Origin of the sequence: Geodermatophilus saharensis, from assembly GCF_900188205.1 — a bacterium.
Lineage (GTDB): Bacteria > Actinomycetota > Actinomycetes > Mycobacteriales > Geodermatophilaceae > Geodermatophilus > Geodermatophilus saharensis.
The window spans coordinates 659,888-685,758 of sequence record NZ_FZOH01000002.1; the positions used below are offsets into that span (position 1 = coordinate 659,888).

A 25,871-nucleotide genomic window follows, 5' to 3' on the forward strand; every position below is an offset into this window, starting at 1 on the left:
CACCGGCCGGCCCGCACCGCGGGTCCGGTCCCGGCCGACGTCCTAGGGTCGGGCGGGGCGGGGCGGTGCGCGGCCGGGTGTGGACGGGACGGGACGGAGGACGCATGAGGGGTGTGCCGGAGCGGCTGGTCGGCGAGGCGGTGGCCGTGCTGGGCGAGGCGGACGCCGACGCGTTCCTGACCCGGGTGGAGCTGGCGCTGCCCGACATCACCGGGGCGCTGGCCGTGCTCTACGGCGACCGGGCCGGCGAGCTGCTCGACCGCGGGCTGGCGATCGCGCTGCAGGCCGCCGCGCAGCGGCCGGAGCCGCTGCGCCGCCTGGACCGCCGCCGCGAGATCGACCCCGGCTGGTTCCTGCGGTCCCGGGTGCAGGGCTACGTCTGCTACGTCGACCGGTTCTGCGGCACGCTCGACCGGCTGCCCGACCACCTCGACCACCTGGCCTCGTTCGGCACGACCTACCTGCACCTGATGCCCCTGCTGCGGCCGCGCGAGGGGGAGAACGACGGCGGGTACGCGGTGGCCGACTACCGCGCGGTCGACCCGCGGCTGGGCACGATGGCCGACCTCGAGGCGGTCGCGACCGCGCTGCACGGGCGCGGGATGAGCCTGTGCATCGACCTCGTGCTCAACCACACCGCGCGCGAGCACCCGTGGGCACAGGGCTGGCTGGCCGGCGACCCCGCCTACGCCGGCTTCTACACCGCCTTCCCCGACCGGACCATGCCCGACGCCTACGACGCGACGATCCCCGAGGTCTTCCCCGACCGGGCGCCGGGGTCGTTCACCTGGGTGCCCGAGGCCCGCGGCGGGGACGGCGGCTGGGTCTGGACGACGTTCTGGCCCTACCAGTGGGACCTGGACTACACCAACCCCGAGGTGACCCTCGCGATGCTCGGCGAGATCACCTGGCTGGCCAACCGCGGCGTCGACGTCTTCCGCATGGACGCCGTGCCGTTCATGTGGAAGCGGCTGGGCACCACCTGCCAGAACCAGCCCGAGGGCCACACGCTGCTGCAGCTGCTGCACGCGCTGACCCGCGTGGCCGCCCCCGGCGTCGTCTTCAAGGCCGAGGCGATCGTGGCGCCCGACGACCTGGTGCCCTACCTCGGCGCGCACGAGCGGCACCGCCCCGAGTGCGAGCTGGCGTACCACAACTCGCTCATGGTGCTGATGTGGAGCAGCGTGGCCACCGGCGAGGTCCGGCTGGCCCGCCAGGCGCTGGGCCGCATGAAGCCGATCCCGCCGAGCACCACGTGGGTCACCTACGTGCGCGGCCACGACGACATCGGCTGGGCGGTCACCGACACCGACGCCGCCGCCGTCGGCCTCGACGGCTTCGCCCACCGGCGCTTCCTCAACGACTTCTACTCCGGCCGCTTCCCCGGCTCCTTCGCCCGCGGCGCGCTGTTCCAGGAGAACGAGGCCACCGGCGACGCCCGCATCTCCGGGTCGGCCGCCTCCCTGTGCGGCATCGAGGACGCCCTCGAGCGCGGCGACGAGACCGCGCTGGAGGCCGGGCTGCGCCGGCTGGTGCTGCTCTACTCGGTGGCCTACGGCTTCGGCGGCATCCCGCTGCTCTACATGGGCGACGAGCTCGCCCTGCGCAACGACACCGGCTACCTCGACGACCCGCGGCGGGCGCCCGACAACCGCTGGATGCACCGCCCGCCGATGGACTGGGCCGCCGCCGCCCGCGCCGCCGACCCCGGCACCCTCGAGGGCCGCGTGGCCACCGCGCTGCGCCGGCTCGGCGACGCCCGGCGCGCGCTGCCCGCCCTCGACGGCGGCACCGACACCGAGGTCCTCGACGCCGGCGACGACGCCGTCCTGGTGTGGCGGCGCCGGCACCCCCGGCACGGCACCTTCGTCGGGCTGGCCAACGTCGCGTCCGCCCCGCGGACGGTCGACGCCGACACCGTCACCGGGTTCGGCACCTTCGCGTTCGTCCACGGCAGCGACGGGCCGCTCGGGGTCGAGGACGGCCGGGTCGTCGTACCGGCGCTGGGCTTCGCCTGGTTCGCCGAGCCCTGAGCCGTCCCCGGACCGGTCGGCCCCACCCCCAGGAGGAACACGTGGCACGGATGGACCTGCGGGTGCGGCTGCTCGGGCGGCTGCTGGGCCGCCTGTCGATCTCGTCGATGGACGAGGAGCGGCTGCGGAGGGCGCAGCAGCAGCGCATCGGACACAACCCGGTCACCGACCTGCTGCTCGGCGGCGTCGCCCGCGGCGTGCGGCTCACCGACTCGACCGCGCGCGGCGAGGTGGGCCCTGTCCCGGTCCGGACCTACCGTCCCGAGCACGCGGACGGCGGTCCGTTGCCGCTGGTCGTCAACTACCACGGCGGTGGGTGGACGCTCGGGAACCTGGACTCGGCCGACTGGCTCTGCAGCAACGTCGCCGCCACGGTCGGTGCCGTCGTCGTCTCGGTGGACTACCGGCTCGCCCCGGGACACCGTTGGCCCGCGGCGGCCGAGGACTGCTACGCCGCACTGGTCGACGTCGTCGGACGGGCCGGTGAGTTCGGCGCCGACCCCGCCCGCGTCGCGGTCATGGGCGACAGCGCCGGGGGCAACCTGGCCGCCGTCGTCAGCCTCATGTCGCGCGACCGGTCCGGCCCGCGCATCGCCCACCAGGGGCTGGTCTACCCGTCGGTCGACCTGACGATGAGCGCCCCGTCGATCGACGAGAACGCCTCCGCCCCGATCCTCACCAAGGCCGACTGCCTGGCCTTCCGGGACCACTACCTCGGTGGCCAGGACCCGCGGCACCCCCACGCCTCGCCGCTGTTCGCCGAGGACCTCACCGGCCTGCCCGCGGCGCTGGTCCAGGTGGCCGAGCACGACCCCATCCGCGACGACGGCACCCGCTACGCCGCCGCCCTGCAGCGTGCCGGTGTGCCGGTGCGACTCACCGAGTACGTGGGCATGCCCCACGGCTTCCTCGCCTTCCCGCGGCTGTGCCGGTCCGCCCCGCAGGCACTGGCCGAGCTGTGCACGGAGCAGGCGCGGGTCCTCGCGGCACACGACTGAGACGGCTCCTCACCCGGAGGGGGCATCCACCCGGGGCGCCGCCGGGTCGATCAGACGGGTGACACCGCCCGCCCGACGGAAGCGAACCGGCATGGCCCCGCGCACCCCCGCAGCCCGCACCCTGGGCGCGCTGCTCGTCGGCGTCTGCACCGCCGGCGTGCTGACCACCGCGGTGCTGCCCCCGGCGGGCGCCGCGCTGGTCTCCGACCTCACCCAGGCGCTGGCCTCCGGTGCCGCGGCGGCGGCCACCGCGGCGCACGCCACCCGGTGCGGCGGCCGGCGGGCACGGGCGGCCTGGTGGCTGCTGGCGGCGGCCTGCGCGGCCTGGTGCGCCGGGCAGTCCTACTGGACGGTCCTGGCGCTGCGCGGTGCGGCGCCGTTCCCGTCGCTGGCCGACGTCGGCTTCCTCGGCTTCGCCGTCCTCGCCGTGCTCGCGCTGGTGGTGCACCCGGCCGGCGGCGGGCGCACCGGCCTGTGGCAGCGGTTCCTCGACGCGCTGATGACCGCCGGCGCCGTGGGCCTGGTCAGCTGGCAGACCGCGCTGGGCGCGGTGCTGCGCGAGGACACCGGCCACGACGTCGTCGTCCGGCTGCTGCTGGCCGCCTACCCGGTCGCCGACGTCGCCCTGGTCGTGCTCGCCGTCCTGCTGGTCACCCGGACCTCCGGTGACCGCCGCCCGCTCGACCTCGTCGCCGCGGGGGTCACCGCCCTCGCCGTCGCCGACAGCGCCTTCACCTACCTGGCCGCCACCAGCAGCTACGACGGCGGCACCGCCGACGCCGGCTGGACGCTGGCCTTCGTGCTGCTCGCCGTGGCCGGGCTGTGCCGCCCGGGCCGGCCGGCCGCCACCACGACCGGGGACCGCAGGGTCGGCCGGTCCGGCGCGGCGGCCTCCCTGCTGCCCTACGCGCCGGTCACCGCCGCGCTGGCCACCACCCTGGCGCTGAGCCTCGCCGGCACGCCGCTGTCGCGCGGGGAGATGGTCGCGGCCACCGTGGTGATCGCCGCGCTGATCGCCCGGCAGTACATGACCGTCCGGGAGAACGTCCGCCTCGCCGGCGACCTCGCCTCCCGCGAGGCGCAGCTGCGGCACCTGGCCTTCTCCGACCCGCTCACCGGCCTGGCCAACCGGTCGCTGTTCCTCGACCGGCTCCAGCACGCCCTGGCCCTGCACGCCCGGGACATGCGGCCGGTCGCCGTCGTGTTCCTCGACCTCGACGACTTCAAGTCGGTCAACGACACCCTGGGCCACGCAGCCGGCGACGAGCTGCTGCTGCGGGTCGCCGAGCGGCTCACCGGCGCCCTGCGCGGCGGCGACACGGTGGCCCGGCTGGGCGGGGACGAGTTCGCCGCCCTCCTGGAGGACGGCGGGGACCCGATGGAGGCCGCCGCGCGGATCGCGACGGCGATGGACGTGCCGTTCAGCGTCGCCGGCCGGACCCGTGCGGTGGGGGCCAGCACCGGCGTGGTCGCCCTCGGCGCCGGCGACGCCGCGGTGGGCGCCGACGAGCTCATGGCCCGCGCCGACGCGGCGATGTACACGGCCAAGCGCACCGGCAAGGGCCGCGTGGTCCGCCACGGCGCACGCGCCTAGGTCCGCCGCGCCGGCCGCCCGCACACCGTGACCGGCCGCGAGCCGGCATCCCAGGGGTCCGCCGTGGCTCCGTTTCCCCCGCCGGCGGCGACCACGGACTCACGCCGGATCGGGACCGCGCTGAGGCCTGTCCGCGCCCCGGACACTGTCGAGCACGGTCTGCCCCTGCTGATCGACCAGACGGGTGAACAGCTGCTGCGCGTACCCGAAGACCAGCGCCCAGGCCAGGATCTGCGCGGACGTGTCCAGCGCGCTGAGGCCGGGGATGAACTGGCCCCGCATGAGCAGGAGTCCGAGGAAGGCGGTGACCGCGCCGGTCGGCAGCTTGAGTGCGGCGAGTGCGACGGGCAGGCCGTACCGCTCGGACGATCCCTTCATGCGGCGGATGGCCGCGGCACTCGCGATCGCTGCCGCGGTCAGCCCGACGAGCTCGACCACGATGAGGTCCTGCGGCCGCGCCGTCTCCGCCGTCACGTCGTCGATGTCGCGCAGCGGTATGCCGGGTTGCGGCTGCCCTCCCAGCGGGATGAAGGGCCCGGACTGGTTCGTCGGGCACACGACTGCCGCGATGCCCGTCTCCTCGGGGGCGAAGCACAGGGGGAACAGGGTCTGGTGGAGGAAGCCCGTCACCGCGACGGCGATCGCGAGGGCCGTCATGAACACGGTGGTCGCCACCACGACGTTGCGGAAGCTCCGCAGGCGAACGTGCTCCCGGAGCGCGGCCGAGCTCGCGCCTCTCACGATCGTCACGATCTTGCGGCGCTCGTCGTCCACGATCCGCAGCTTCGCCTCGGGGGTCACGGCCACGGAGTCCCGGAGCTGTGGATGGTCCGGATCCCGTATCCCCAGCCTCCCGGTGATGGCTTCGAACTCCTGACGTCGCGGGTCCGTCGGAGGGAGGTGGCACTGCACGTGCCGGAGCAGGCAGGGCATCTGACCCAGGACGTACGCAGGTGGCAGGAGGTTGAGGAGGTGCGCCTCGGCGGCGTCGAGGTTGCTGGTCGCACGCTCGATGAGGGGGCCGTTCCGGAACAGCCGGAAGCGCCTGTGGGGGTTCAACCTGGCGACGCGAGCTGCCTCCCTCGCCGCCGTCAGATGACGACGGATGGCCAGGACCAGGGCCTCGTCGTCGCTGCGGGGGTTGCTCCGCTGGACCCATGCACACAGCGCTTCCAGCTCCGCTGCTCGCGTCAGGGTCCCCTCGCGCCACGCCACCCAGACAGGACCCCCGACCGGGGGCAGGTCGAGGTCCGGGAGATCGGCTCCCGGACGCGGTCCCGGCGTCGTCGCGGTGGTCGCGGTGGTCGCGGCACCGTCCGCCGACGGCGCCGGTGGTGTCGCGGTGGCCACCGTGTGCCTCGTGGGACGGGCGTGGTTCCTCGGTCGGAGGTCCATGTCACACCTCGGTACTGGGTCGAGCCCTTGCACCGTCCACGGGCGAGTGAGGATGTGGCGGGTGCACGGGGCCGTCGGTCGGATCCGGGTGGCGGCAACTCCTCCTCGCCGGTCACCCCACCCGCCCTCCCGGCCCGGACGGGTGGGTTCCGGCGCCGATCGGGTCGTCATCCTGCGTCGGCGGCCGTCACGCGACCGTCAACGGACCATCACCGCTCCCACCGCGTCGCGACCGGGCCCGAGCGCTCCCTGCGGTCCCGGCTCCGTGGGCCGGCTGTGCCACTCAGTCGGCGAAGAACGCGCCCAGCGCGGCGGCGACGTCGCGGGAGTCGTGGACCAGCCGCAGCCGGCCGCGGCCGAGCCGGGCCAGGTCGCGGCCGAGGTCCACGTCGCGCTCGCCGGACACGTCGAGCAGCACGTCCAGCCGCGGCAGCCGCGCCGCCACCGTGCGCGGGTCCGGCCCGGCGTTGTGCACGCAGTCGCTCAGCAGCAGCACCCGCGCGTCGCGGGACGGCGCCCCCGCCAGCTGCCGGCCCGCCGTCTCCAGCGCGAAGGCCACGTTGGTCAGCCCCTGGGTCGGCACCCGCAGCAGCAGGTCCAGGACGGCGAGCGGGGGAACGGTCTCCCCGGGCCGGACCAGCACCGCGGCGTCGGACCAGAACGCGACGACGCCGACCCGGTCGCGGGCCAGCTCGCCGGCCAGCGCGCCCACCGCCGCGGCCGCCGTCCGCACCCGCTCCCCGCGCATCGACCCGGACACGTCGACGACGAGGACGACCGAGCGTCGCTGCCGCACCCGCTCGCGCACCAGCACGTCCCGCTCGCCCGGGTACGGGTTGCCGGCGATCGCGTCGAGGGTGCGCTCGAGGTCGAGCTCGTCGGAGCCACCGTTCCACGGCAGGGTGCGCAGCTCCCCCACCCCGCGGCGGGGGCGCCGGTCGACCGGCGGGCGCGGCACCGCCAGCCGCCGGGCGATCGCCCGGGCCCGGCGCCGGGTCTCGGCGTCGGCGGCGCCGCCGGTGCCGAGGTCGGCCAGCGGCACCAGCTCGGCCGGCTCGTCGGTGGTGCCCGGTGCGCTGCCCCCGCCCGGCCCGCCGGTGCGGGTGCGCCGCCGGTCACCCGACGACAGCGCCAGCCCGGCCCCGCCGGGTGCCGGCCGGTACAGCGAGGGCTGCTCGGTGAGCTGCTTGGGCCGCCGGCGCACCGGTCGGGCCCCGCGCGCGGCGCCGCCGCGGCCCCGGCGGGTCACCGGGGAGTCGGCCGCGACCGTCCTTCAACCGGGGCCGGCCGCCGCGGGGGCGAGCAGGAAGTGGTCCTCCCAGATCTCCCGGAGCACCGCCTCCGGCGTGGACTCCACCGTCTCGTCGACGGCGATGCGGCCCGACAGCGCCAGCAGCAGCGCGTCGAGCACCGTCGCCGTGTACTCCTCCGGCAGCCCGCGCGGCGGCTCCAGGGACGGCTCGTCGGGCAGCGCGACGTCGCGCATGTCAGCCAGCTGGGCGGCGACCAGCGCCAGGTCGATCGCGCCGCGGACGCTGCTGCCCTGGCGCACGTCCTCGCGCTCGCGGGTGGCCCGGGTCAGCGCGACGGCGTCGGCCACCAGCCGCGGCGAGGCGATCCCGGTGCGGCGGGTGACGATCCCCCGCTCGGCGTCGGCGTCCTGGTAGCCCACGGCCAGCCGCACCAGCCGGTCGGAGATCGACGCCGACAGCCGGGTGGTGCCGATCGCGTCGAAGGGGTTCATCGAGGCGACGACGCGGAAGGTGGCCCGGGCCTCCACGGTGCCCACGTGCGGCACGGCCAGCCGCCGCTCGGCCATCGCGGTGAGCAGCGTGTTGAGCGTGTCCTCCGGCGCCCGGTTGAACTCCTCCAGGTAGAGGAACCCGCCGCCGCGCATCGCCTGCACCAGCGGGCCGGGGACGAAGTTCTCCGGGGTGTAGTCCTCGCGCAGCACCCGGGCGGGGTCGTGGTGCCCGACCAGCCGGGTCGGGGTGAGGTCGGCGTTGCCCTCGACGAACACCAGCGGCACGCCCCACTCCGCGGTGATCGCCCGCAGCAGCGTCGACTTCGACGTGCCCGGGGGTCCCTCCAGGACGACGTCGCGGCCGGCGGCGACCGCGGCGAGCAGCAGGTCGAGCTCGCGCTCGCGGCCGACGAGGTGGGCGGCGACGCGACGGCGGACCTCCCGCACCGACGCGCCGGCGTCGTGCCGGACGCGCAGGCCGGTCACCACCGGGTCGTCGTCGGGGCCGGCGCCGGGGAGGTCGGCCGGGGGCGGGGACGGCACCCGCCGGACGCTAGTGACACCGCGTGCCACGGAGCAACCGGGACGGGGTCAGCCGGCCGCCGGGTCCGGGGGGAGCAGCAGGTCGAGCATCCGCGCCAGCAGGGTCCCGAGGTCCTCCTCCGGGGCCCGGGTCCAGTGCTCGTGGGCGGCCAGGGTGGCGGCGAGGACCGCGTGCCCGACGGCGAGCGGGAACAGCGGGTCGGTGTGCGGGACGGCGGTCGCGGCGTCGACGGCCAGCTGCCGCCAGGTGGCCCACACGCGGACGGCGTGGGCCTGGACGGCCGGGACGGCGAAGAACACCTGCGCCCGGTGCAGGGCCCAGGTCCGCTCCTCCGGCGGGAACCGCAGCGCCTCGACCACCGCCCGGGTGACCACCGCGCGCCACGGCTCCCCCGGCCGGCCCGTGCCCAGTCCCGCGCGGAACCGCTCCACCTCCCGCGGCGAGTCGACGAAGAGGACGTCGGCCTTGCTCGGGAAGTAGCGGAAGAAGGTGCGGCGGCTGATCCCGGCCGCGGCGGCGACGTCGTCGACGCTGGTCTCGTCGAAGCCCCGCTCGAGGAAGATGCGCTGCGCCACGGCGGCCACCTCGTGCGCGCTGCTCACCGGCGGCCGGCCCCCGCGCTCGCCCGGCGTCGTCCGCCCCGGTGGTCGGCTCACGGCCTCAGCGTGCCAGGTCCCGACCCTTCCGTTGTGGCACCAAGTGCCATAACGTGCGCGGCACCACACCACCGAGGGAGGAGCGGTCATGGGTCGGCTCGAGGGCAAGGTCGTGTTCGTCACCGGGGCCGCGCGCGGACAGGGCCGCAGCCACGCCGTCCACCTGGCCCGGGAGGGCGCCGACGTGATCGCGGTCGACGTCTGCCGGCAGGTCGAGACGGTCCCCTACCCGACCGCCGCGCCCGAGGACCTCGCCGAGACCGTCCGCCAGGTCGAGGCACTCGACCGGCGGATCGTCGCGGCCGAGGTCGACGTCCGCGACCTGGCGGCCCTGACGAAGGTGGTCGACGACGGCGTCGCCGAGCTCGGCCGTCTCGACATCGTGCTGGCCAACGCCGGGATCTCCACACCAGCGCCGACGCTGGAGATGGACGAGGAAACCTGGCAGACGATGATCGACGTCAACCTCACCGGGGTCTGGAAGACGCTGCGGGCCTCGGTCCCGCACGTCGTCGCCGGCGGCCGGGGCGGGTCCGTGGTGATCACCAGCAGCCTCGCGGCGATCTACGCCAACCCCAACACCGCGCACTACAGCGCCGCCAAGGCGGGGCTCGTCATGCTCGCCAAGGTCATGGCCAAGGAGCTGGCCCCGCACCGCATCCGGGTCAACACGATCCACCCGACGACGGTGGCCACCGACATGATCCTCAACGACGCCACCTACCGGCTCTTCCGGCCCGACCTCGAGGCGCCGACGCGCGCGGACTTCGAGGAGGCCGCGCTGACGCTCAACGCCCTGCCGGTCCCGGCGCTGGAGGCGGCCGACATCAGCAACGCCGTCCTCTACCTCGTGTCCGACGACGGCCGCTACGTCACCGGGACCACGCACGTGGTCGACGCCGGCGGCCAGCTCTGACCTGCGGTGACCGCTCCTGCTGCGGCGGGCCGCCGGCCGCCGCAGCAGGGGTGCGGTCACCATCTCCGGGGCGGGAGCGGGTGGGCGCGGCCGGGGGCCCGGTGCGGCGCCTGCGGGCGGGACGGGCGGGTGCGAGGCTGGGCCGGTGGCAGACACAGCGAGGGACGTGGCGCACCGGGACGGCCGCCGCACCGAGGCCGTCCGCAGCTACCGGGGACACGGCATCCACGCCGCCCCGGGGGTGCACGAGTACGCCGCCGAGCTCGTCCGCGCGGCGCTGCCCGAGGGCGGGCGGGTGCTGGAGGTCGGATCGGGGTGCGGCGCCCTGGCGCTGCGGCTGCGCGACGCCGGCATCGACGTCGTCCCCACCGACCTCGACCCGCCGCACGAGTGGATCCACCGGCTCGACCTCGACGACCCCGAGTGGACCGAGGAGACCCGCGGCCCGTTCGACCTCGTCGTCTGCGTGGAGACCCTCGAGCACGTCGAGAACCCGCGGCAGGTGCTGCGCTCGATCCGCGCCCTGCTGCGCCCCGGCGGGCAGCTGCTGGTCAGCACGCCCAACGTCACGCACCCGCACTCACGGCTGCTCACGCTGCTGCGCGGCGCGCCCTACATCTTCGGCCCGCGCCACTACCACTCCCCCGGCCACATCACGCTGCTGCCGGACTGGATGCTCACCGAGCACGTCCGGCTGGCCGGGTTCGACCGGATCGAGGTCACCACCGCCGGCGACACCCTCTACCAGGGGCCGATGCGGGCGGCCTACCGCGTGGAGATGGGGCTGCTGTGGCTGGCCGGCATCCGCCAGCGCGCCACCTCCGGCGACGGCGTGTGCACCTTCGTCACCGCGGTCGCCGTCTAGAGACCGATCCGGCCGAGCGTGTGCGCCGGCGCCGCACCCCAGCGGCCGGGACGCGGCGCCGGCGCACACGCGCCGGATCCGCGGGACCTCACGCGGGCAGGAACGGCGCCCACGACGTCGCGGTGCACGACCCGTAGCGGTGGGCGGTCAGCTCGCAGGTGAACAGCTCCAGCGCGCTGGCGACCAGCCGCAGCGTCCCGTCGGGGTGCCCGCACGCGCCGCGCCCGGTCACCGGCCCGCACCACCGGGTCACCTCGTCGAGCAGCCCGGGCGGCGGGGCCGCCGGTGCGGCGAGGACGGCCAGCGCCGCGGCCAGGCGGGGCAGCACCTCCAGGCACGGGCGGCACCGGCGGGCGCAGTCGCGGGTCACCCGCTCGACCACGCGGGCGGTCTCGAGCAGCCCGCAGCGGTCGCCGGGCAGCACGGCGAGCACGCCGGAGCCCAGGCGCGCGCCGGCGACGGCGAGGTGTGTCGCGTCGAGGGTCAGCGCCCGCGCGGTGGCCGCCGGCACCCAGCTGCCGTGGTAGCCGCCGACGAGGACCGCCCGCGCCCCGCCCAGCGGCAGCAGGTCGGCCAGCCGGCTGCCCGCGTCGGTGCCGACGTCGACGACGTCGGCGTGCGGTACCCCGGCGGCCTCCCAGCGCCGGGTGACCAGCGCGCGGCCGGCCGCCTCGGGGACCCCGCGCGCCAGCAGCGCCAGCCGGGCCAGGGTCTCGACGTTGAGCACCAGCGTCGGGCGGCCGCCCACCCCCCGCACGCGGACCGGCGGCTCCTCCGCCCGCGGCGGTGCCGGCCGGCCCTCCAGGCCCGCCACCAGCACCGACTCCTCCCCCGCCACCACCGACGGCGCGACGGGGTGCAGCCGCACCGCCTCGGTCCGCTCGGCCAGCGCCCGCGCGACGGCGGGCAGCCGGGCCGGGCCGGCCGCCAGGACCAGGGTGGTCGCACCGAGGCTGCGGCCGGCGAGCACCAGCCCGTCGAGGACCAGGTGCGGCGCCTCGCTCAGCAGCGCCCGGTCCTTGAGCGCGGTCGGCTCGCCGTCGGCACCGTTGGCGACCACGACCGGGGCCTCGCGCGTCCGGGCGGCCGCCTCCGCGACCGCGCGCACCTTGACCGCCGTGGGGAAGGCCGCACCGCCGCGGCCGGTCAGGCCCGCCGCCTCGGCGAGCGCGACGGCGTCGGCCCGGGGCAGCGGCCCGTGGGTCGCCAGGTGCTCGGCGAGCGCCGGCCCGGGGGCGGCGAGCAGGGAGGGGGCGGCCAGGGCGGTCACCGGACCCCCCGTCCCGGGACCGGGCCGGGACCGCCGTCGCCGTGCGGACCCGGGCCGGGCCGCCGGACGGGGGGTGCGGACATCGGTACCTCCTCGTGGCGTCACGCGGAGGCTGGGGGCCGGACCTGCCGTCCTCCCGGGGGTCACCTGGGAATTGGCTGGGAGCCTCAGGCGGGCTGGACGCCGAAGGTGCGGGCCAGCCGCTCGATCTTGCGGGCGCGGCCGAGCCGGGGCAGGTCGCTGCCGTCGCGGATGACCTGGCCGCGGGCCTCGAAGTCGGCGAGGAAGGACTGTGCCCAGGCGACGTCGGACGGGGCCGGGCTGATGACCTCGTTGATGACCGGCGCCTGGTCGGGGTCCAGGCACAGCTTGCCGGTGAGGCCGAGGGAGACGGTGACGGCCGACTGCTCGCGCAGCACCGGGTGGCTGGTGCTCACCGTCGGCCCGTCGATGGGCCCGGGCAGGTCGCCGATGCGGCTGGCCACCACCAGCCGCGACCGCGGGTAGGCCATCGCCAGGTCGTCGGCGCTGGTGCCGGTGTCGCGCCGGTAGTCGCCGCTGCCGAACGCCAGCCGGAACGCGCCGCGGGCCCGCGCGATGTCCACCGCCTCCTCGATGCCGAGAGCCGACTCGACCAGGGCCAGCACCGGGGTGGCGCCGCCGAGCCGGTCGAAGGTCTCGGTGACGTGCTCGGCGGCCTCGGTCTTGGCCAGCACGACACCGGCCAGCCCGGGCAGGCCGGCGAGCGCGGCGACGTCGCGCTCCCACCACGGCGTCGAGCGGTCGTTGATGCGCACCCACGCGGGGCGGTCGGCGTCCCCGAGCCAGGCGACGACGCCGTCGCGGGCCTCGTCCTTGCGGGCCGGGTCCACGGCGTCCTCGATGTCGAGGACCACCTGGTCGGCGCGCGACGCGTAGCGCTCGTCGAACAGGTCCGGCCGGGCGCCGTTGACCAGCAGCCACGACCGCGCGTCCGCCGGCCCGACCCTCGTGCGTGTCGTCATGACGTCATCCTCGCGCGGCGCGCCGCCGATCCCGCGGCGACTCCCGGCCGACCGCGCGTGATGCACCCCACCCGACCGGATCGGACGGCCGACCGACCACATCGGTCGGTCCTGGCGTAGCGTCCCCTCCCGTGGCACGACCGTTCCGGCAGCAGATCGACGAGGGCATCCTCGACCGCGCCGCCGGCCTGTTCGCCCGCCGCGGGTACGCCAAGACCTCGATCCAGGACGTCGCCGGCGCCGTCGGGCTGTCCAAGGCCGGACTGCTGCACCACTTCCCCAGCAAGGACGCGCTGCACGAGGCCGTCCTCGCGCACGCCGACGCGCTGGGCCGGCGGGTCCTCGACGGCGTGCGGCACCTCCCGCCCGGCCGGGCGCGCGACCAGCGGGCCGTCGAGGTCATCGTCGACCTCGCGCTCGGCCACCCCGGCTTCGTCGCGCTGCTGCTGGCCCCGGTCACCGAGCTGCCCGGCGGCGGCGAGCACGAGCCCGGCGGCCCGGCCGACGCCGTCTTCGAGGCCTTCGGCGTCGACCCCGGCGACGACGGCGCCGACGCCGAGCGCCTCGTGCGGGTGATCGGTGCCGTCGCGGCGCTCGCCGTCCTCACCCTGACCGCCCACCAGGCGGACCGGACCACCGCGTGGCGGCCGCTGGTCGTCGCCACGTGCCTCGACGCGCTCGGACACCGCCGTCCCCGCGCGCTCCCTTCCCACCCCACCCAGGCGGAGGCCTGATCGTCCATGGCAGTCCTGTTGTCCCGTCTCGGGACCTCCTCCGCGCGGCACCGGTTCGCCGTCCTCGCCGTGTGGCTGCTCGTCCTCGTGGCCGGCGGCGTCGGCGCGGCCACCCTCGCCGGCGAGACCTCGACCGAGTTCGCCATCCCCGGCCAGGAGTCCACGACCGCGCTCGAGCGCATCGACGAGGAGTTCGGCGGCGCCGCCGGCGGGGTGAGCGCGCGGGTCGTCGTCGCCGCGCCCGAGGGCGAGCAGCTGACCACCGACCCGGAGAACGCCGCGGCGGTGACCGAGCTGGTCGCCACCCTGGCCGGGCTGCCCGGCGTCACCGCGGCGACCGACCCGCTGGACCCGGCCGCGCCGGGCGTCAACGCCGCCCAGGACACCGGGTACAGCACCGTCAGCTACGACGCCGAGGGCGGGGTCTCCCCGGAGGAGCGCGAGGCGCTGCTGGCCGCGGTCGAGGACGCCGGGCGCGACACCAAGCTGACCGTCGAGGTCACCGGCCAGGCCGTCGAGGAGGTGCCGGCCGTCGGCGGCCCGTCGGAGGTGGTCGGCGTCGTCGTCGCCCTGCTGGTCCTGGCCGTCACCTACGGCTCGCTCGCGGTCGCCGGGATGAACCTGCTCACCGCCCTGGTCGGCGTGGGCATCGGCGTCCTCGGCATCACGATCGCCACCGGCTTCACCGACCTGTCGTCGACCACGCCGATCCTCGCCGCGATGCTCGGCCTGGCCGTCGGCATCGACTACACGCTGTTCATCGTCACCCGGCACCGGCAGGAGCTGCTGCGCGGCACGGACGTGCGCACGTCGATCGGCCTGGCCGTCGGCACCGCCGGCTCCGCGGTGGTCACCGCCGGGCTGACCGTCGTCATCGCCCTCGCCGGGCTCTTCGTCGCGGGCATCCCGTTCCTGACCCAGATGGGCCTGGCGGCGGCCGGCACGATCGTCGTCGCGGTGCTCATCGCCCTCACGCTGGTGCCGGCGGTGCTCGCCCTGCTCGGGCACCGGGTGCTGCCCAGGCGGCAGCGGGCCGCGGCGACCGGGGGCCCGGCCAGACACGCCCGCGGACGCGGCTTCCTCGCCGGCTGGGTCACCACCGTCACCACCCGGCGGGTCGCCTCGCTGCTGGTCGCCGTCGTCGCGCTGGGCCTGGTCGCCGTGCCGGTCGCCTCGATGCGGACCACGCTCATCCAGACCCCGGCCGAGGACACCACCGCCGCCCGCGCCGAGGCGCTGCTCGCCGCGGGCTTCGGCGAGGGCTTCAGCGGACCGATCACCGTCCTGTTCGAGGGCGCCCGGCCGGCCGAGGCGGCCGCCCGGCTCACCCCGGAGGTCTCCGCGCTCGACGACGTCGCCCTGGTCTCCCCGCCGGTCCCCGACGCCGACGGCACCGCGGCGCTGCTGACGGTGGTCCCGCAGTCGAGCCCGTCCAGCGAGGCCACCGAGCAGCTCGTCGCCGACCTGCGCGCCCTGCTGGCCGGCGCCGACGGCGTCGAGGCCTCCGTCACCGGGGCGACGGCGGTCAGCGTCGACGTCGCCCACAGCCTCGACCAGGCGCTGCCGGTGTACCTGCTGCTCGTCGTCGGGCTGGCGCTGGTGCTGCTGGTCCTGGTCTTCCGGTCGCTGCTGGTGCCGCTGGTCGGCGTGCTCGGCTTCCTGCTCACCATCGGCGCGGCGCTCGGCGCGACGGTCGCGGTGTTCCAGTGGGGCTGGCTCGCCGGCGCGGTCGACCTCGGCGCCACCGGCCCGCTGCTGAGCCTCACGCCGATCCTGGTGATCGGGATCCTGTTCGGCCTGGCGATGGACTACCAGGTGTTCCTGGTGTCGCGAATGCACGAGGCGCACAGCTCCGGCACCCCGTCCACCGAGGCCGTCCGCACCGGGTTCCGGCAGGCCGCGCCGGTCGTCGTCGCCGCCGCGCTGATCATGTTCTCGGTGTTCGCCGGGTTCGTGCCGGGCGCCGAGCCGACGATCACCTCGATCGCCTTCGCCCTCGCCGTCGGCATCCTGGTCGACGCCTTCGTCGTCCGGATGGTGCTCGTCCCGGCCGCGCTGGCGATGCTCGGCGAGCGGGCCTGGTGGCTGCCGCGCTGGCTGCGCTGGCTGCCGGTGCTCGACGTCGAGGGCGCCGCGCTGGCGCGGGACCGCGCCGCCGACCGGGCGCCGGAACTGGTCGGCGACCCGCGCTGACCTCGCCCCCTCACGGCCCGCCTCCCTCCCGGGGAGGCGGGCCGTGGTGTGTGATGGCCGCCGACCCGACACCCGACGAGGAGGCCCGGTGGCCGGACCCGAGGTCCTGCGGTACGTGGCGTTCAGCGACGACCCGTCCGGCGGCAACCCCGCCGGCGTCGTCCTGGACGCGACCGGCCTGAGCGACGAGCGCATGCTGGCCATCGCCGCGGAGGTCGGCTTCTCCGAGACCGCCTTCCTCCTCCCCCGCCCCGACGGCCTCGACGCCCGCTACTTCAGCCCGCTGGCCGAGGTGAGCTTCTGCGGGCACGCGACGATCGCCACCGCGGTCGCCCACGCCGAGCGGCACGGCGAGGGGACGCTGCACCTGCGCACCCCCGCCGGCGAGGTGCCGGTGCGCACCGAGCGCACGCCCGACGGCGCCTGGACGGCGACCCTCACCAGCGTCCCGCCCCGCACCGCAGCGCTGTCCGAGGACGACCTGGACCTGCTGCTGGCGCTGCTGCGGACGTCGCGGGACGACCTCGACCCGGCGCTGCCGCCGCGGGTGGCCTACGCCGGCGCCTGGCACCCGGTGCTGCCGCTGGCCTCGCGCGCGAGGCTGGCCGTCCTGGACTACGACATGGCCGGGCTCGGCCGGCTCATGGCCGACCGCGGCTGGACGACGGTGGCGCTGGTGTGGCGGCAGGACCCGGTCACCTTCGTCGCCCGCAACCCGTTCCCGCCCGGCGGTGTCGTGGAGGACCCGGCCACCGGCGCGGCGGCCGCGGCGCTGGGCGGGTACCTGCGCGAGGGCGGGCACGTCCCGGCGCCGTCGCGGCTCACCGTGCTGCAGGGCGCGGACATGGGGCGGCCCAGCACGCTGTCGGTGTACGTCCCGGAGGGACCCGGCAGCGGCATCGAGGTCAGCGGCCGCGCCGTCGCGATCCCCGGCTGAGCCCGGTCCCGGCTCCCTCCGATCGGGGGTGCCGTCGCCCCCTCGGAGGGGTCACAGTGCTCCCGAGCACTCCCGGAGGAGAGGACCAGCAGTGACCCAGCCGACCCCCACCAGTCCCGCCGTGCCGTCCTACGCCAGCGGGACGTCCACGGTCCCCCTGCTGGGGGACACCATCGGGGCCAACCTGGACCGGACGGCGGCTCGGGTGGCCGAGGACCACGAGGCGCTGGTGGAGTGCGCGACCGGCCGCCGGTGGACCTATCCGCAGCTGGTCGCCGACGTCGACGCGTGCGCGCTGGGCCTCGACGCCCTCGGCGTGGCCAAGGGCGACCGGGTCGGCATCTGGGCGCCCAACTGCGCCGAGTGGGTGTTCGTGCAGTACGGGACGGCGAAGCTCGGCGCCGTCCTGGTCAACATCAACCCGGCCTACCGCACGCACGAGCTGTCCTACGTGCTGAAGCAGGCCGGCATCTCGGTGCTGGTGAGCGCGCCGGAGTTCAAGACCAGCGACTACCGGGCGATGGTGGCCGAGGTGCGCGGGGACTGTCCCGACCTGCGCGAGGTGCTCTTCCTCGGCGACCCCGAGTGGGAGCGGCTGATGGAGACCGGCCGCGCCGGGGACCGCGGGCTGCTCGCCCGCCGCGAGGAGCAGCTGTCGGCCGACGACCCGATCAACATCCAGTACACGTCGGGCACCACCGGTTTCCCGAAGGGCGCCACGCTCACCCACCACAACCTGCTCAACAACGGCTTCTTCGTGGGCGAGGGCTGCGGGTACACCGAGGCCGACCGGGTGTGCATCCCGGTGCCCTACTACCACTGCTTCGGCATGGGCATGGGCAACCTGGCCTCCACCAGCCACGGCTCGACCATGGTGATCCCCGCGCCCGGCTTCGACCCCGCGCTCACGCTGCGGGCCGTCCAGGACGAGCGGTGCACCTCGCTCTACGGCGTCCCCACCATGTTCATCGCCGAGCTCGCGCTGCCCGACTTCGCTTCCTACGACCTGTCCTCGCTGCGGACCGGGATCATGGCCGGCTCCCCGTGCCCGGTGGAGGTCATGAAGCGGGTGGTCAACGAGATGGGCATGCAGGAGGTGACCATCTGCTACGGCATGACCGAGACCTCGCCGGTGTCCACCCAGACCGGTGCCGACGACGACCTCGACCGCCGCACCTCCACCGTCGGGCGGGTGCACCCGCACCTGGAGGTCAAGATCGTCGACCCGGAGACCGGGCTGACCGTGCCGCGCGGGACGCCGGGTGAGTTCTGCACCCGCGGCTACTCGGTGATGCTCGGCTACTGGAACGAGCCGGAGAAGACCGCCGAGGTCATCGACCGCGCCCGCTGGATGCACACCGGCGACCTCGCGGTGATGGACGCCGAGGGCTACCTCAACATCGTCGGCCGGATCAAGGACATGGTCATCCGCGGCGGGGAGAACGTGTACCCGCGGGAGATCGAGGAGTTCCTCTACACCCACCCCGACGTCGTCGACGCGCAGGTCATCGGCGTCCCCGACGAGCGCTACGGCGAGGAGCTCATGGCCTGGGTGCGGCTGCGCGAGGGCGCCGAGCCGCTCACGCCCGAGGCGCTGCGGGAGTTCTGCGCGGGCAAGCTCGCCCACTACAAGGTCCCGCGGTACGTGAAGGTGGTCGAGTCCTTCCCGATGACCGTCACCGGCAAGGTCCGCAAGGTCGAGATGCGGCAGGTGTCGGTGGAGGAGCTCGGCCTGCAGTCGGCCGCCGCGGTGAAGAACGCCTGACCCGGCGCCCCCGCTGTGTCCGTGCACTTCCGCGGCAGTGCACGGGTCCGGCGCGGTGGGCCTCAGGCGGTGGCGGCGGCCTCGGCCATCGTGGCGAGCAGGCCGGCCATCTGCGGGCGGGACACCCGGCCGGCGCTGTGCGGCGTGGAGTTGACCAGCCCGAAGACGGCGTGCGCGCGCGCCCGGCTGGCCGCGGTGCCCTCCTGCGGGCGCAGCCGGGCGAGCACCTCGACCCACACCTCGACGTAGCGGCGCTGCAGCCGGCGCACCCGCGCGGCGTCGTCGTCCGACAGCGAGCCGAGGTCGCGGTCCTGCACGGTGATCAGCGCCGGGTTGTCCAGCGCGAAGTCCACCTGGAAGGCGATGAGCGCGCGCAGCTGGGCGACCGGGTCGGGACCGGCCGCGGCGACCCGCTCCCGCCCGCCGTCGAGCAGCCGCCGGCTGATGCCCTCGAGCATCTCGGCCAGCATCGCGTCCTTGCTGGCGAAGTGCCGGTAGATGGCCGGGCCGGTCACGCCGACGGCGGCCCCGACGTCGTCGACCCCCACCGACCGCGACCCGCGCTCGGCGAACAGCTGCGCGGCCGCCCGCAGGATCTGCTCGCGCCGCGACGGGCGGGCGGCGTCGGCCGAGAGCGCGGTGTCGACCTCACCGCCGGTCGCCGCCCCCGTCATGCCCGGATGGTAGCGCCGGGAGTGAACGTCGGTTAACCTCACGCCCGTGACGTTAACCCCGGTTAACTCGCCGGGTCGCGCGCCCCAGGTGCCCGACACCGGCACGGTCCTCGGCACGAAGGCCGACCCCCGCGGCGACGCCTTCGCCCGCAACGCCGCCGCCCAGGAGGAGCTGCGCGCCCAGCTGCACGAGAAGCTCGCGACCGCGGCGCTCGGCGGCCCGGAGCGCACCCGCGAGCGGCACGTGGCGCGCGGCAAGCTGCTCCCCCGCGAGCGGGTCGACACCCTCCTCGACCCCGGCAGCCCGTTCCTCGAGCTGTCGCCGCTGGCCGCCGACGGCATGTACGACGGCGACGCGCCGGGCGCGGGCATCATCACCGGCGTCGGGCGGGTCAGCGGCCGCGAGGTCGTCGTCGTGGCCAACGACGCCACCGTCAAGGGCGGCACCTACTACCCGATGACGGTGAAGAAGCACCTGCGCGCCCAGGAGGTGGCGCTGCAGAACCGGCTGCCCTGCGTCTACCTGGTCGACTCCGGCGGCGCCTTCCTGCCGATGCAGGACGAGGTCTTCCCCGACCGCGAGCACTTCGGCCGGATCTTCTTCAACCAGGCCACGATGAGCGCCCAGGGCATCCCGCAGATCGCCGCCGTCCTCGGCTCGTGCACCGCCGGCGGCGCGTACGTGCCCGCGATGGCCGACGAGGCGGTCATCGTCCGCGACCAGGGCACGATCTTCCTGGGCGGCCCGCCGCTGGTGAAGGCCGCCACCGGCGAGGTCGTCAGCGCCGAGGACCTCGGTGGCGGGCTGCTGCACAGCCGCACCTCCGGCGTCACCGACCACCTGGCCGACGACGACGCGCACGCGCTGCGGATCGTGCGCGGCATCGTCGCGGAGCTCGGCCCGCGCAGCCCCCGCCCGTGGGAGGTGCGGCCCGCCGAGGAGCCGGCCCTCGACCCCGCGGAGCTGCCCGGCGTCGTCCCGGCCGACCCGCGGACGCCCTACGACGTCCGCGAGGTCATCGCCCGCATCGTCGACGGCAGCCGGTTCAGCGAGTTCAAGGCGCTCTACGGCTCCTCGCTGGTGACCGGGTTCGCCCACATCGAGGGGCACCCGGTCGGCATCGTCGCCAACAACGGGGTGCTGTTCGGCGAGTCGGCGCTCAAGGGCGCGCACTTCGTCGAGCTGTGCGACCAGCGGTCGATCCCGCTGCTGTTCCTGCAGAACATCACCGGCTTCATGGTCGGCCGCGACTACGAGGCCGGCGGCATCGCCAAGCACGGCGCCAAGATGGTCACCGCGGTCGCCTGTGCCCGGGTGCCCAAGCTGACCGTCGTCATCGGCGGCTCGTTCGGCGCCGGCAACTACTCGATGTGCGGCCGGGCCTACTCCCCCCGCTTCCTGTTCACGTGGCCCGGCGCCCGCATCTCGGTCATGGGCGGCGAGCAGGCGGCCTCCGTGCTGGCCACCGTCCGCCGCGACCAGCTCGGCGACGCGTGGAGCGCCGAGGACGAGGAGGCGTTCAAGGAGCCGATCCGCGCGCAGTACGAGCGGCAGGGCAACGCCTGGTACGCCACCGCGCGCCTCTGGGACGACGGGGTCATCGACCCCCTCGACACCCGCACCGTCCTCGGCCTGGCGCTGTCGGCGTGCGCGAACGCGCCGCTCGCGCCGGTCTCCTACGGCGTCTTCCGGATGTAGTCGTGGCCGTTGTAGCGCAAATGGCACCTCTGAGAGCGAGCAGGTGAGCGTGTTCGACACCGTCCTCGTCGCCAACCGCGGCGAGATCGCCGTCCGCGTGATCGCGACCCTCCGCCGGCTGGGCATCCGCAGCGTCGCCGTCTTCTCCGACGCCGACGCCGGGGCCCGGCACGTCCGCGAGGCCGACGTCGCGGTGCGGCTGGGCCCCGCGCCGGCCGCGCAGTCCTACCTGTCGATCGAGCGGCTGCTCGACGCCGCGGCCCGCACCGGCGCGCAGGCCGTGCACCCCGGGTACGGGTTCCTGTCGGAGAACACCGCGTTCGCGCAGGCCTGCGCCGATGCCGGGCTGGTCTTCGTCGGCCCGCCGGCGAAGGCGGTCGAGGTCATGGGCGACAAGATCCGCGCCAAGCAGACCGTCAGCGCCGCCGGCGTCCCCGTCGTCCCCGGGCGCACCGACCTCGGCATGACCGACGACGACCTCGTGGCCGCGGCCGCGGAGGTCGGCTACCCGGTGCTGGTCAAGCCCTCGGCCGGTGGCGGCGGCAAGGGCATGCGGCTGGTGTCCGCCGCCGCCGACCTGCCCGCCGCGCTGGTCTCCGCCCGCCGCGAGGCCGCCGCGAGCTTCGGCGACGACACGCTGTTCCTCGAGCGGTTCGTCACCGACCCGCGGCACGTCGAGGTGCAGGTGCTCGCCGACACCCACGGCACCGTGCTGCACCTGGGCGAGCGCGAGTGCTCCCTGCAGCGCCGGCACCAGAAGATCGTCGAGGAGGCGCCCTCCCCGCTGCTCACGCCGGAGCAGCGGGCCCGGTACGGGGCGCTGGCCTGCGAGGTCGCCCGCGCCGTCGACTACACCGGCGCCGGCACCGTGGAGTTCATCGTCGCGGGCGGCGCCCCCGACGAGCCGTTCTTCATGGAGATGAACACCCGGCTGCAGGTCGAGCACCCGGTCACCGAGCTGGTCACCGGCATCGACCTGGTCGAGCAGCAGCTGCGGGTGGCCGCCGGCGAGCGGCTCGCCTTCGGCCAGGACGACGTCGCGCTGACCGGCCACGCCGTCGAGGCCCGGCTCTACGCCGAGGACCCCGCCCGCGGCTTCCTCCCCACCGGCGGCACCGCGCTGGTGCTGGCCGAGCCCGGCGGTCCGGGCGTGCGGGTCGACAGCGGGCTGCTCGAGGGCCAGGTCGTCGGCACCAGCTACGACCCCATGCTGGCCAAGGTGATCGCGCACGGCCCCGACCGGGCCGCCGCGCTGTCCCGGCTCGACCGGGCGCTGGCGCACACCGTCGTCCTCGGCGTCGGCACCAACACCGGGTTCCTGCGCGCGCTGCTCGCCTCCCCCGACGTCCGCGCCGGCCGGCTCGACACCGGCCTGGTCGAGCGCGAGCTCGACGTCCTGACCGTGTCGGCCGTGCCGGTCGAGGCCCACGCCGCGTTCGCGCTGTCGCGGCTGGCCGCGCTGCAGCCGGCCGGCGCCGTCGTCGACCCCTGGGACGTGCCCAGCGGCTGGCGTCCCGGCGGCCGGCGCGCGCCGCTGCGCTGGGACCTCGCCGGGCCCGGCGGGTCGCGGCTGACGGTCACCCTGACCGGCGGCACCCGGCTGCGGATGGGCGACGGGGACGAGCACGACGTGTCCGGCGAGGTGGTCGACGGCGGCCTGCTGCTCACCGTCGACGGCCGCACCCTGTCCGCGCGCACCGCCGTCGACGGCGCCACCACGTGGGTGCACGTCGACGGCGCGACGTACCCCCTCACCGAGCTGCCGCCGGCCCGCCTGCACGCCGGCGCCGACACCGCCGACCGCACGGTGCGCAGCCCGCTGCCCGGCACGGTCGTCGCCGTGCACGTCGCGTCCGGCGCCGAGGTCGCGCAGGACGCCCCGCTCGTCGTCGTCGAGGCCATGAAGATGGAGCACACGCTCACCGCGCCCGCCGACGGCACCGTCGACCTCTCCGTCCGCGTCGGTGACCAGGTCGCCCTCGACCAGGAACTCGCCGTCGTCCACCCCCGCACCACCGACAGCACCGTGCCCGAGGAGTCCTGACGTGCTCGACACCCGCCTGACCGACGAGCAGCAGCAGCTGCGCAAGACCGTCGAGGAGTTCGCCCGCGAGGTCGTCGCGCCGGTCTCCTACCAGCACGACCGCGACAAGACCTTCCCGTACGAGGTGGTGCGCGGGATGGCCGAGATGGGGCTGTTCGGGCTGCCCTTCCCCGAGGAGTACGGCGGCATGGGCGGGGACTACTTCGCCCTGTGCCTGGCGATCGAGGAGCTCGCCCGGGTCGACCAGAGCGTCGCGATCACCCTCGAGGCCGGCTGCTCGCTGGGCGCCATGCCGGTGTACCGGTTCGGCTCGGAGGCGCAGAAGCAGGAGTGGCTGCCGCTGCTGACCAGCGGCGAGGCGCTCGGCGCGTTCGGCCTGACCGAGGCCGGTGCGGGCAGCGACGCCGGCGGCACCCGCACCACGGCGGTGCTCTCCGACGGGCAGTGGGTGATCAACGGCAGCAAGGCGTTCATCACCAACTCCGGCACCGACATCACCCGGCTGGTCACCGTCACCGCCGTCACCGGGGAGCTCGCCGACGGCCGCAAGGAGATCAGCTCGATCCTCGTGCCGGTGCCCACGCCGGGCTTCACCGCCGAGCCCGCCTACGACAAGGTCGGCTGGCACGCCAGCGACACCCACCCGCTGTCCTTCGACGACGTCCGGGTGCCCGAGGAGAACCTGCTGGGCACGCGGGGGCGCGGCTACGCGAACTTCCTGTCCATCCTCGACGAGGGCCGCATCGCCATCGCCGCCCTCGCCGTCGGGGCGGCGCAGGGGTGCGTGGACGAGAGCGTGCGGTATGCCCGGGAGCGCTCGGCGTTCGGCCGGCCGATCGGGCAGAACCAGGCCATCGCGTTCAAGATCGCCCGGATGGAGGCGCGGGTGATGGCCGCGCGCGCGGCCTACTACGACGCCGCGGCCAAGATGCTCGCCGGCCTGCCGTTCAAGAAGGAGGCGGCGGTGGCCAAGCTGGTCGCCGGCGAGGCCGCCATGGACAACGCCCGCGACGCCACCCAGGTGCACGGCGGGTACGGGTTCATGAACGAGTACCTCGTCTCCCGGCACTACCGGGACTCGAAGATCCTCGAGGTGGGCGAGGGCACCACCGAGGTGCAGCTGATGCTCATCGCCCGCCAGCTCGGGCTCTGACGACGGCGGACGGCCCCCGACCTGCCGGTCGGGGGCCGTCCGCGTGTCTCAGATCGGGAACTCGACGCCCTGCGCCAGCGGCAGCTCGCCGGAGTAGTTGATCGTGTTCGTGGCCCGGCGCATGTAGCCCTTCCACGCGTCGGAGCCGGACTCCCGGCCGCCGCCGGTGTGCTTCTCCCCGCCGAAGGCGCCGCCGATCTCCGCACCGGAGGTGCCGATGTTGACGTTGGCGATGCCGCAGTCGGAGCCGTCGGCGGCCAGGAACCGCTCGGCCTCGGCGTGGTCGGAGGTGAAGATCGTCGACGACAGCCCCTGCGGGACGTCGTTGTTGAGCGCGATCGCCTCCTCCAGCGTGCGGTAGGGCAGCACGTAGAGCACCGGGGCGAAGGTCTCCTGCCGCACGATGTCGGTCTGCCCCGGCATCCGCACCAGCGCCGGCTCGACGTACCAGGCGTCGGGCGCCTCGTCGGCCAGCCGCCGCCCGCCGCCGGCGACGACCTCGCCGCCCTGCTGGCGGGCCGCCTCCAGCGCGTCCTGCATGCCCTTGTAGGCGGCGTCGTGGACGAGCGGGCCGACGAGCGTGCCGGCCTCCAGGGGCGAGCCGATCGGCAGGTTGCGGTAGGCGGCCGCGACCCGCTCCACGAGGGCGTCGACGACGTCGACGTGCGCGATGACCCGCCGCATCGTGGTGCAGCGCTGCCCGGCGGTGCCGGCGGCGGAGAAGACGACGCCGCGGGTGGTCAGGTCGAGGTCGGCCGAGGGGGTGACGATCGCGGCGTTGTTGCCGCCGAGCTCGAGCAGCGACCGGCCGAAGCGGTCGGCCACCCGCGGGCCCACCGCGCGGCCCATCCGGGTGGAGCCGGTGGCCGACAGCAGCGCGATGCCGGGCGAGTCGACCAGGGCCTCGCCGACGTCGGCGCCGCCGATCAGCACCTGGCTCAGCCCCTCCGGGGCGCCGGTCTCGGCGATCGCGCGGTCCAGCAGCGCCGCCGAGGCCAGCGCCGACAGCGGCGCGAGCTCCGAGGGCTTCCACACCACCGGGTCGCCGCAGACGAGCGCGATCGCGGTGTTCCACGACCAGACGGCGACCGGGAAGTTGAACGCGCTGATGACGCCGACGACGCCGAGCGGGTGCCAGGTCTCCATGAGCCGGTGGCCGGGCCGCTCGGAGCTGATCGTCTTGCCGTAGAGCTGCCGGGACAGGCCCACGGCGAACTCGCAGATGTCGATCATCTCCTGGACCTCGCCGGCCGCCTCGGAGGTGATCTTCCCGACCTCGATGCTCACCAGGGTGGCGAGGTCGGCCTTGTGCTCGCGCAGCAGCTCGCCGAGGCGGCGCACCAGCGCGCCGCGCACCGGCGCCGGGACGGTGCGCCACTGGCGGAACGCCTCACCGGCCCGCGCGACGGCGGCCTCGACGTCGGCCGCGGTCTGCCGGCGGACCGACAGCAGCCGCTCCCCGTTGACCGGGGAGGTCACCGGGTGGTCACCGGCGACGGCGTCGAGGTCGACCCCGCAGCGGCGGGCGGCGTCCTCGGCCAGTCGGCGGAGCTCCTCGGCGGTGGGCAGGCTGGTCACGGTTCTCCTCTGTTGTGTCGGCCGCCCCGCAGGGGCCCGCCGCGAGCGTGCGAGGGGCGGGGGGGCGGGGTGGTC

20 protein-coding genes are annotated in these 25,871 nt (G+C 75.6%); 12 read left to right on the forward strand and 8 right to left on the reverse strand.

Annotated features, from left to right (window positions below; genetic code table 11):
* Nucleotides 1–104 precede the first annotated feature (104 nt).
* The 3 genes from CHC04_RS07460 to CHC04_RS07470 all read left to right on the forward strand — a co-directional run bounded on the left by CHC04_RS07460 (nucleotide 105) and on the right by CHC04_RS07470 (nucleotide 4,625).
* Entirely contained in the window at nucleotides 105–2,033 is a 1,929-nt protein-coding gene (locus CHC04_RS07460) for an alpha-amylase family protein (RefSeq protein WP_089403201.1), read from the forward strand.
* A gap of 50 nt (nucleotides 2,034–2,083) precedes the next feature.
* Entirely contained in the window at nucleotides 2,084–3,031 is a 948-nt protein-coding gene (locus CHC04_RS07465; RefSeq protein ID WP_089403202.1) for an alpha/beta hydrolase, read from the forward strand.
* A 91-nt stretch (nucleotides 3,032–3,122) separates the two neighbouring features.
* Nucleotides 3,123–4,625, forward strand: coding sequence for a GGDEF domain-containing protein (locus tag CHC04_RS07470; protein ID WP_089403203.1), 1,503 nt, complete (start codon nucleotides 3,123–3,125; stop codon nucleotides 4,623–4,625).
* 99 nt (nucleotides 4,626–4,724) lie between these two features.
* Here the strand turns inward: CHC04_RS07470 and CHC04_RS07475 are convergent, their stop codons facing one another.
* The 4 genes from CHC04_RS07475 to CHC04_RS07490 form a co-directional block, all read right to left on the reverse strand.
* Entirely contained in the window at nucleotides 4,725–5,975 is a 1,251-nt protein-coding gene (locus CHC04_RS07475; RefSeq protein ID WP_217897220.1) for a hypothetical protein, read from the reverse strand.
* A 328-nt stretch (nucleotides 5,976–6,303) separates the two neighbouring features.
* On the reverse strand, nucleotides 6,304–7,269 hold the full coding sequence (locus tag CHC04_RS07480; protein WP_217897221.1) for a vWA domain-containing protein: 966 nt from the start codon (nucleotides 7,267–7,269) through the stop codon (nucleotides 6,304–6,306).
* 24 nt (nucleotides 7,270–7,293) lie between these two features.
* Nucleotides 7,294–8,307 carry an AAA family ATPase gene (locus tag CHC04_RS07485; protein WP_245817044.1) on the reverse strand — a complete coding sequence of 338 codons (1,014 nt, stop codon included), beginning with the start codon at nucleotides 8,305–8,307 and terminating at the stop codon, nucleotides 7,294–7,296.
* A 48-nt stretch (nucleotides 8,308–8,355) separates the two neighbouring features.
* On the reverse strand, nucleotides 8,356–8,964 hold the full coding sequence (locus CHC04_RS07490; RefSeq protein WP_245817045.1) for an acyl-CoA-like ligand-binding transcription factor: 609 nt from the start codon (nucleotides 8,962–8,964) through the stop codon (nucleotides 8,356–8,358).
* 88 nt (nucleotides 8,965–9,052) lie between these two features.
* On the opposite strand from CHC04_RS07490, the gene CHC04_RS07495 reads away from it, so the two are divergent.
* Together CHC04_RS07495 and CHC04_RS07500 are read left to right on the forward strand one after the other, a co-directional pair.
* Nucleotides 9,053–9,880, forward strand: coding sequence for a mycofactocin-coupled SDR family oxidoreductase (locus tag CHC04_RS07495; RefSeq protein ID WP_089403205.1), 828 nt, complete (start codon nucleotides 9,053–9,055; stop codon nucleotides 9,878–9,880).
* Nucleotides 9,881–10,046: 166 nt separating this feature from the next.
* Nucleotides 10,047–10,745, forward strand: a complete 699-nt coding sequence (locus CHC04_RS07500) for a class I SAM-dependent methyltransferase (protein WP_245817046.1) — start codon at nucleotides 10,047–10,049, stop codon at nucleotides 10,743–10,745.
* An 88-nt stretch (nucleotides 10,746–10,833) separates the two neighbouring features.
* On the opposite strand, the gene CHC04_RS07505 is transcribed toward CHC04_RS07500, so the two are convergent.
* Entirely contained in the window at nucleotides 10,834–12,015 is a 1,182-nt protein-coding gene (locus CHC04_RS07505; protein WP_089403207.1) for an NADH-ubiquinone oxidoreductase-F iron-sulfur binding region domain-containing protein, read from the reverse strand.
* A gap of 167 nt (nucleotides 12,016–12,182) precedes the next feature.
* Nucleotides 12,183–13,019: an HpcH/HpaI aldolase/citrate lyase family protein gene (locus CHC04_RS07510; protein WP_089403208.1), complete on the reverse strand. Its 837-nt coding sequence runs from the start codon at nucleotides 13,017–13,019 to the stop codon at nucleotides 12,183–12,185.
* 131 nt (nucleotides 13,020–13,150) lie between these two features.
* Here CHC04_RS07510 and CHC04_RS07515 point away from each other — a divergent pair, with 131 nt between their 5' ends.
* The 4 genes from CHC04_RS07515 (at nucleotide 13,151) to CHC04_RS07530 (ending at nucleotide 18,648) form a co-directional block, all read left to right on the forward strand.
* A complete protein-coding gene (locus CHC04_RS07515; RefSeq protein ID WP_089403209.1) occupies nucleotides 13,151–13,753 on the forward strand; it encodes a TetR/AcrR family transcriptional regulator in 603 nt (200 codons plus the stop codon).
* 6 nt (nucleotides 13,754–13,759) lie between these two features.
* Nucleotides 13,760–15,946, forward strand: coding sequence for an MMPL family transporter (locus tag CHC04_RS07520; RefSeq protein ID WP_089403210.1), 2,187 nt, complete (start codon nucleotides 13,760–13,762; stop codon nucleotides 15,944–15,946).
* Between the two features lie 88 nt (nucleotides 15,947–16,034).
* Nucleotides 16,035–16,883 carry a PhzF family phenazine biosynthesis protein gene (locus tag CHC04_RS07525; RefSeq protein WP_089403211.1) on the forward strand — a complete coding sequence of 283 codons (849 nt, stop codon included), beginning with the start codon at nucleotides 16,035–16,037 and terminating at the stop codon, nucleotides 16,881–16,883.
* Nucleotides 16,884–16,974: 91 nt separating this feature from the next.
* Complete coding sequence (locus CHC04_RS07530) at nucleotides 16,975–18,648, forward strand: AMP-binding protein (protein ID WP_089403212.1); 1,674 nt, start codon at nucleotides 16,975–16,977, stop codon at nucleotides 18,646–18,648.
* Between the two features lie 62 nt (nucleotides 18,649–18,710).
* Here the strand turns inward: CHC04_RS07530 and CHC04_RS07535 are convergent, their stop codons facing one another.
* Nucleotides 18,711–19,322, reverse strand: coding sequence for an SACE_7040 family transcriptional regulator (locus CHC04_RS07535; RefSeq protein ID WP_089403213.1), 612 nt, complete (start codon nucleotides 19,320–19,322; stop codon nucleotides 18,711–18,713).
* A gap of 46 nt (nucleotides 19,323–19,368) precedes the next feature.
* Between CHC04_RS07535 and CHC04_RS07540 the strand changes: the two genes are divergently transcribed.
* The 3 genes from CHC04_RS07540 to CHC04_RS07550 are packed head-to-tail and all read left to right on the forward strand — an operon-like array spanning nucleotide 19,369 to nucleotide 24,218.
* On the forward strand, nucleotides 19,369–21,021 hold the full coding sequence (locus CHC04_RS07540; RefSeq protein WP_281252200.1) for a carboxyl transferase domain-containing protein: 1,653 nt from the start codon (nucleotides 19,369–19,371) through the stop codon (nucleotides 21,019–21,021).
* Between the two features lie 49 nt (nucleotides 21,022–21,070).
* Nucleotides 21,071–23,065, forward strand: a complete 1,995-nt coding sequence (locus CHC04_RS07545; RefSeq protein WP_089403215.1) for an acetyl-CoA carboxylase biotin carboxylase subunit — start codon at nucleotides 21,071–21,073, stop codon at nucleotides 23,063–23,065.
* A gap of 1 nt (nucleotide 23,066) precedes the next feature.
* Nucleotides 23,067–24,218 (forward strand): acyl-CoA dehydrogenase family protein, encoded by a 1,152-nt coding sequence (locus CHC04_RS07550; protein ID WP_089403216.1) that lies wholly within the window; start codon nucleotides 23,067–23,069, stop codon nucleotides 24,216–24,218.
* A gap of 48 nt (nucleotides 24,219–24,266) precedes the next feature.
* On the opposite strand, the gene amaB is transcribed toward CHC04_RS07550, so the two are convergent.
* Nucleotides 24,267–25,796: an L-piperidine-6-carboxylate dehydrogenase gene (gene amaB / locus CHC04_RS07555; RefSeq protein ID WP_089403217.1), complete on the reverse strand. Its 1,530-nt coding sequence runs from the start codon at nucleotides 25,794–25,796 to the stop codon at nucleotides 24,267–24,269.
* Between the last annotated feature and the right edge of the window lie 75 nt (nucleotides 25,797–25,871).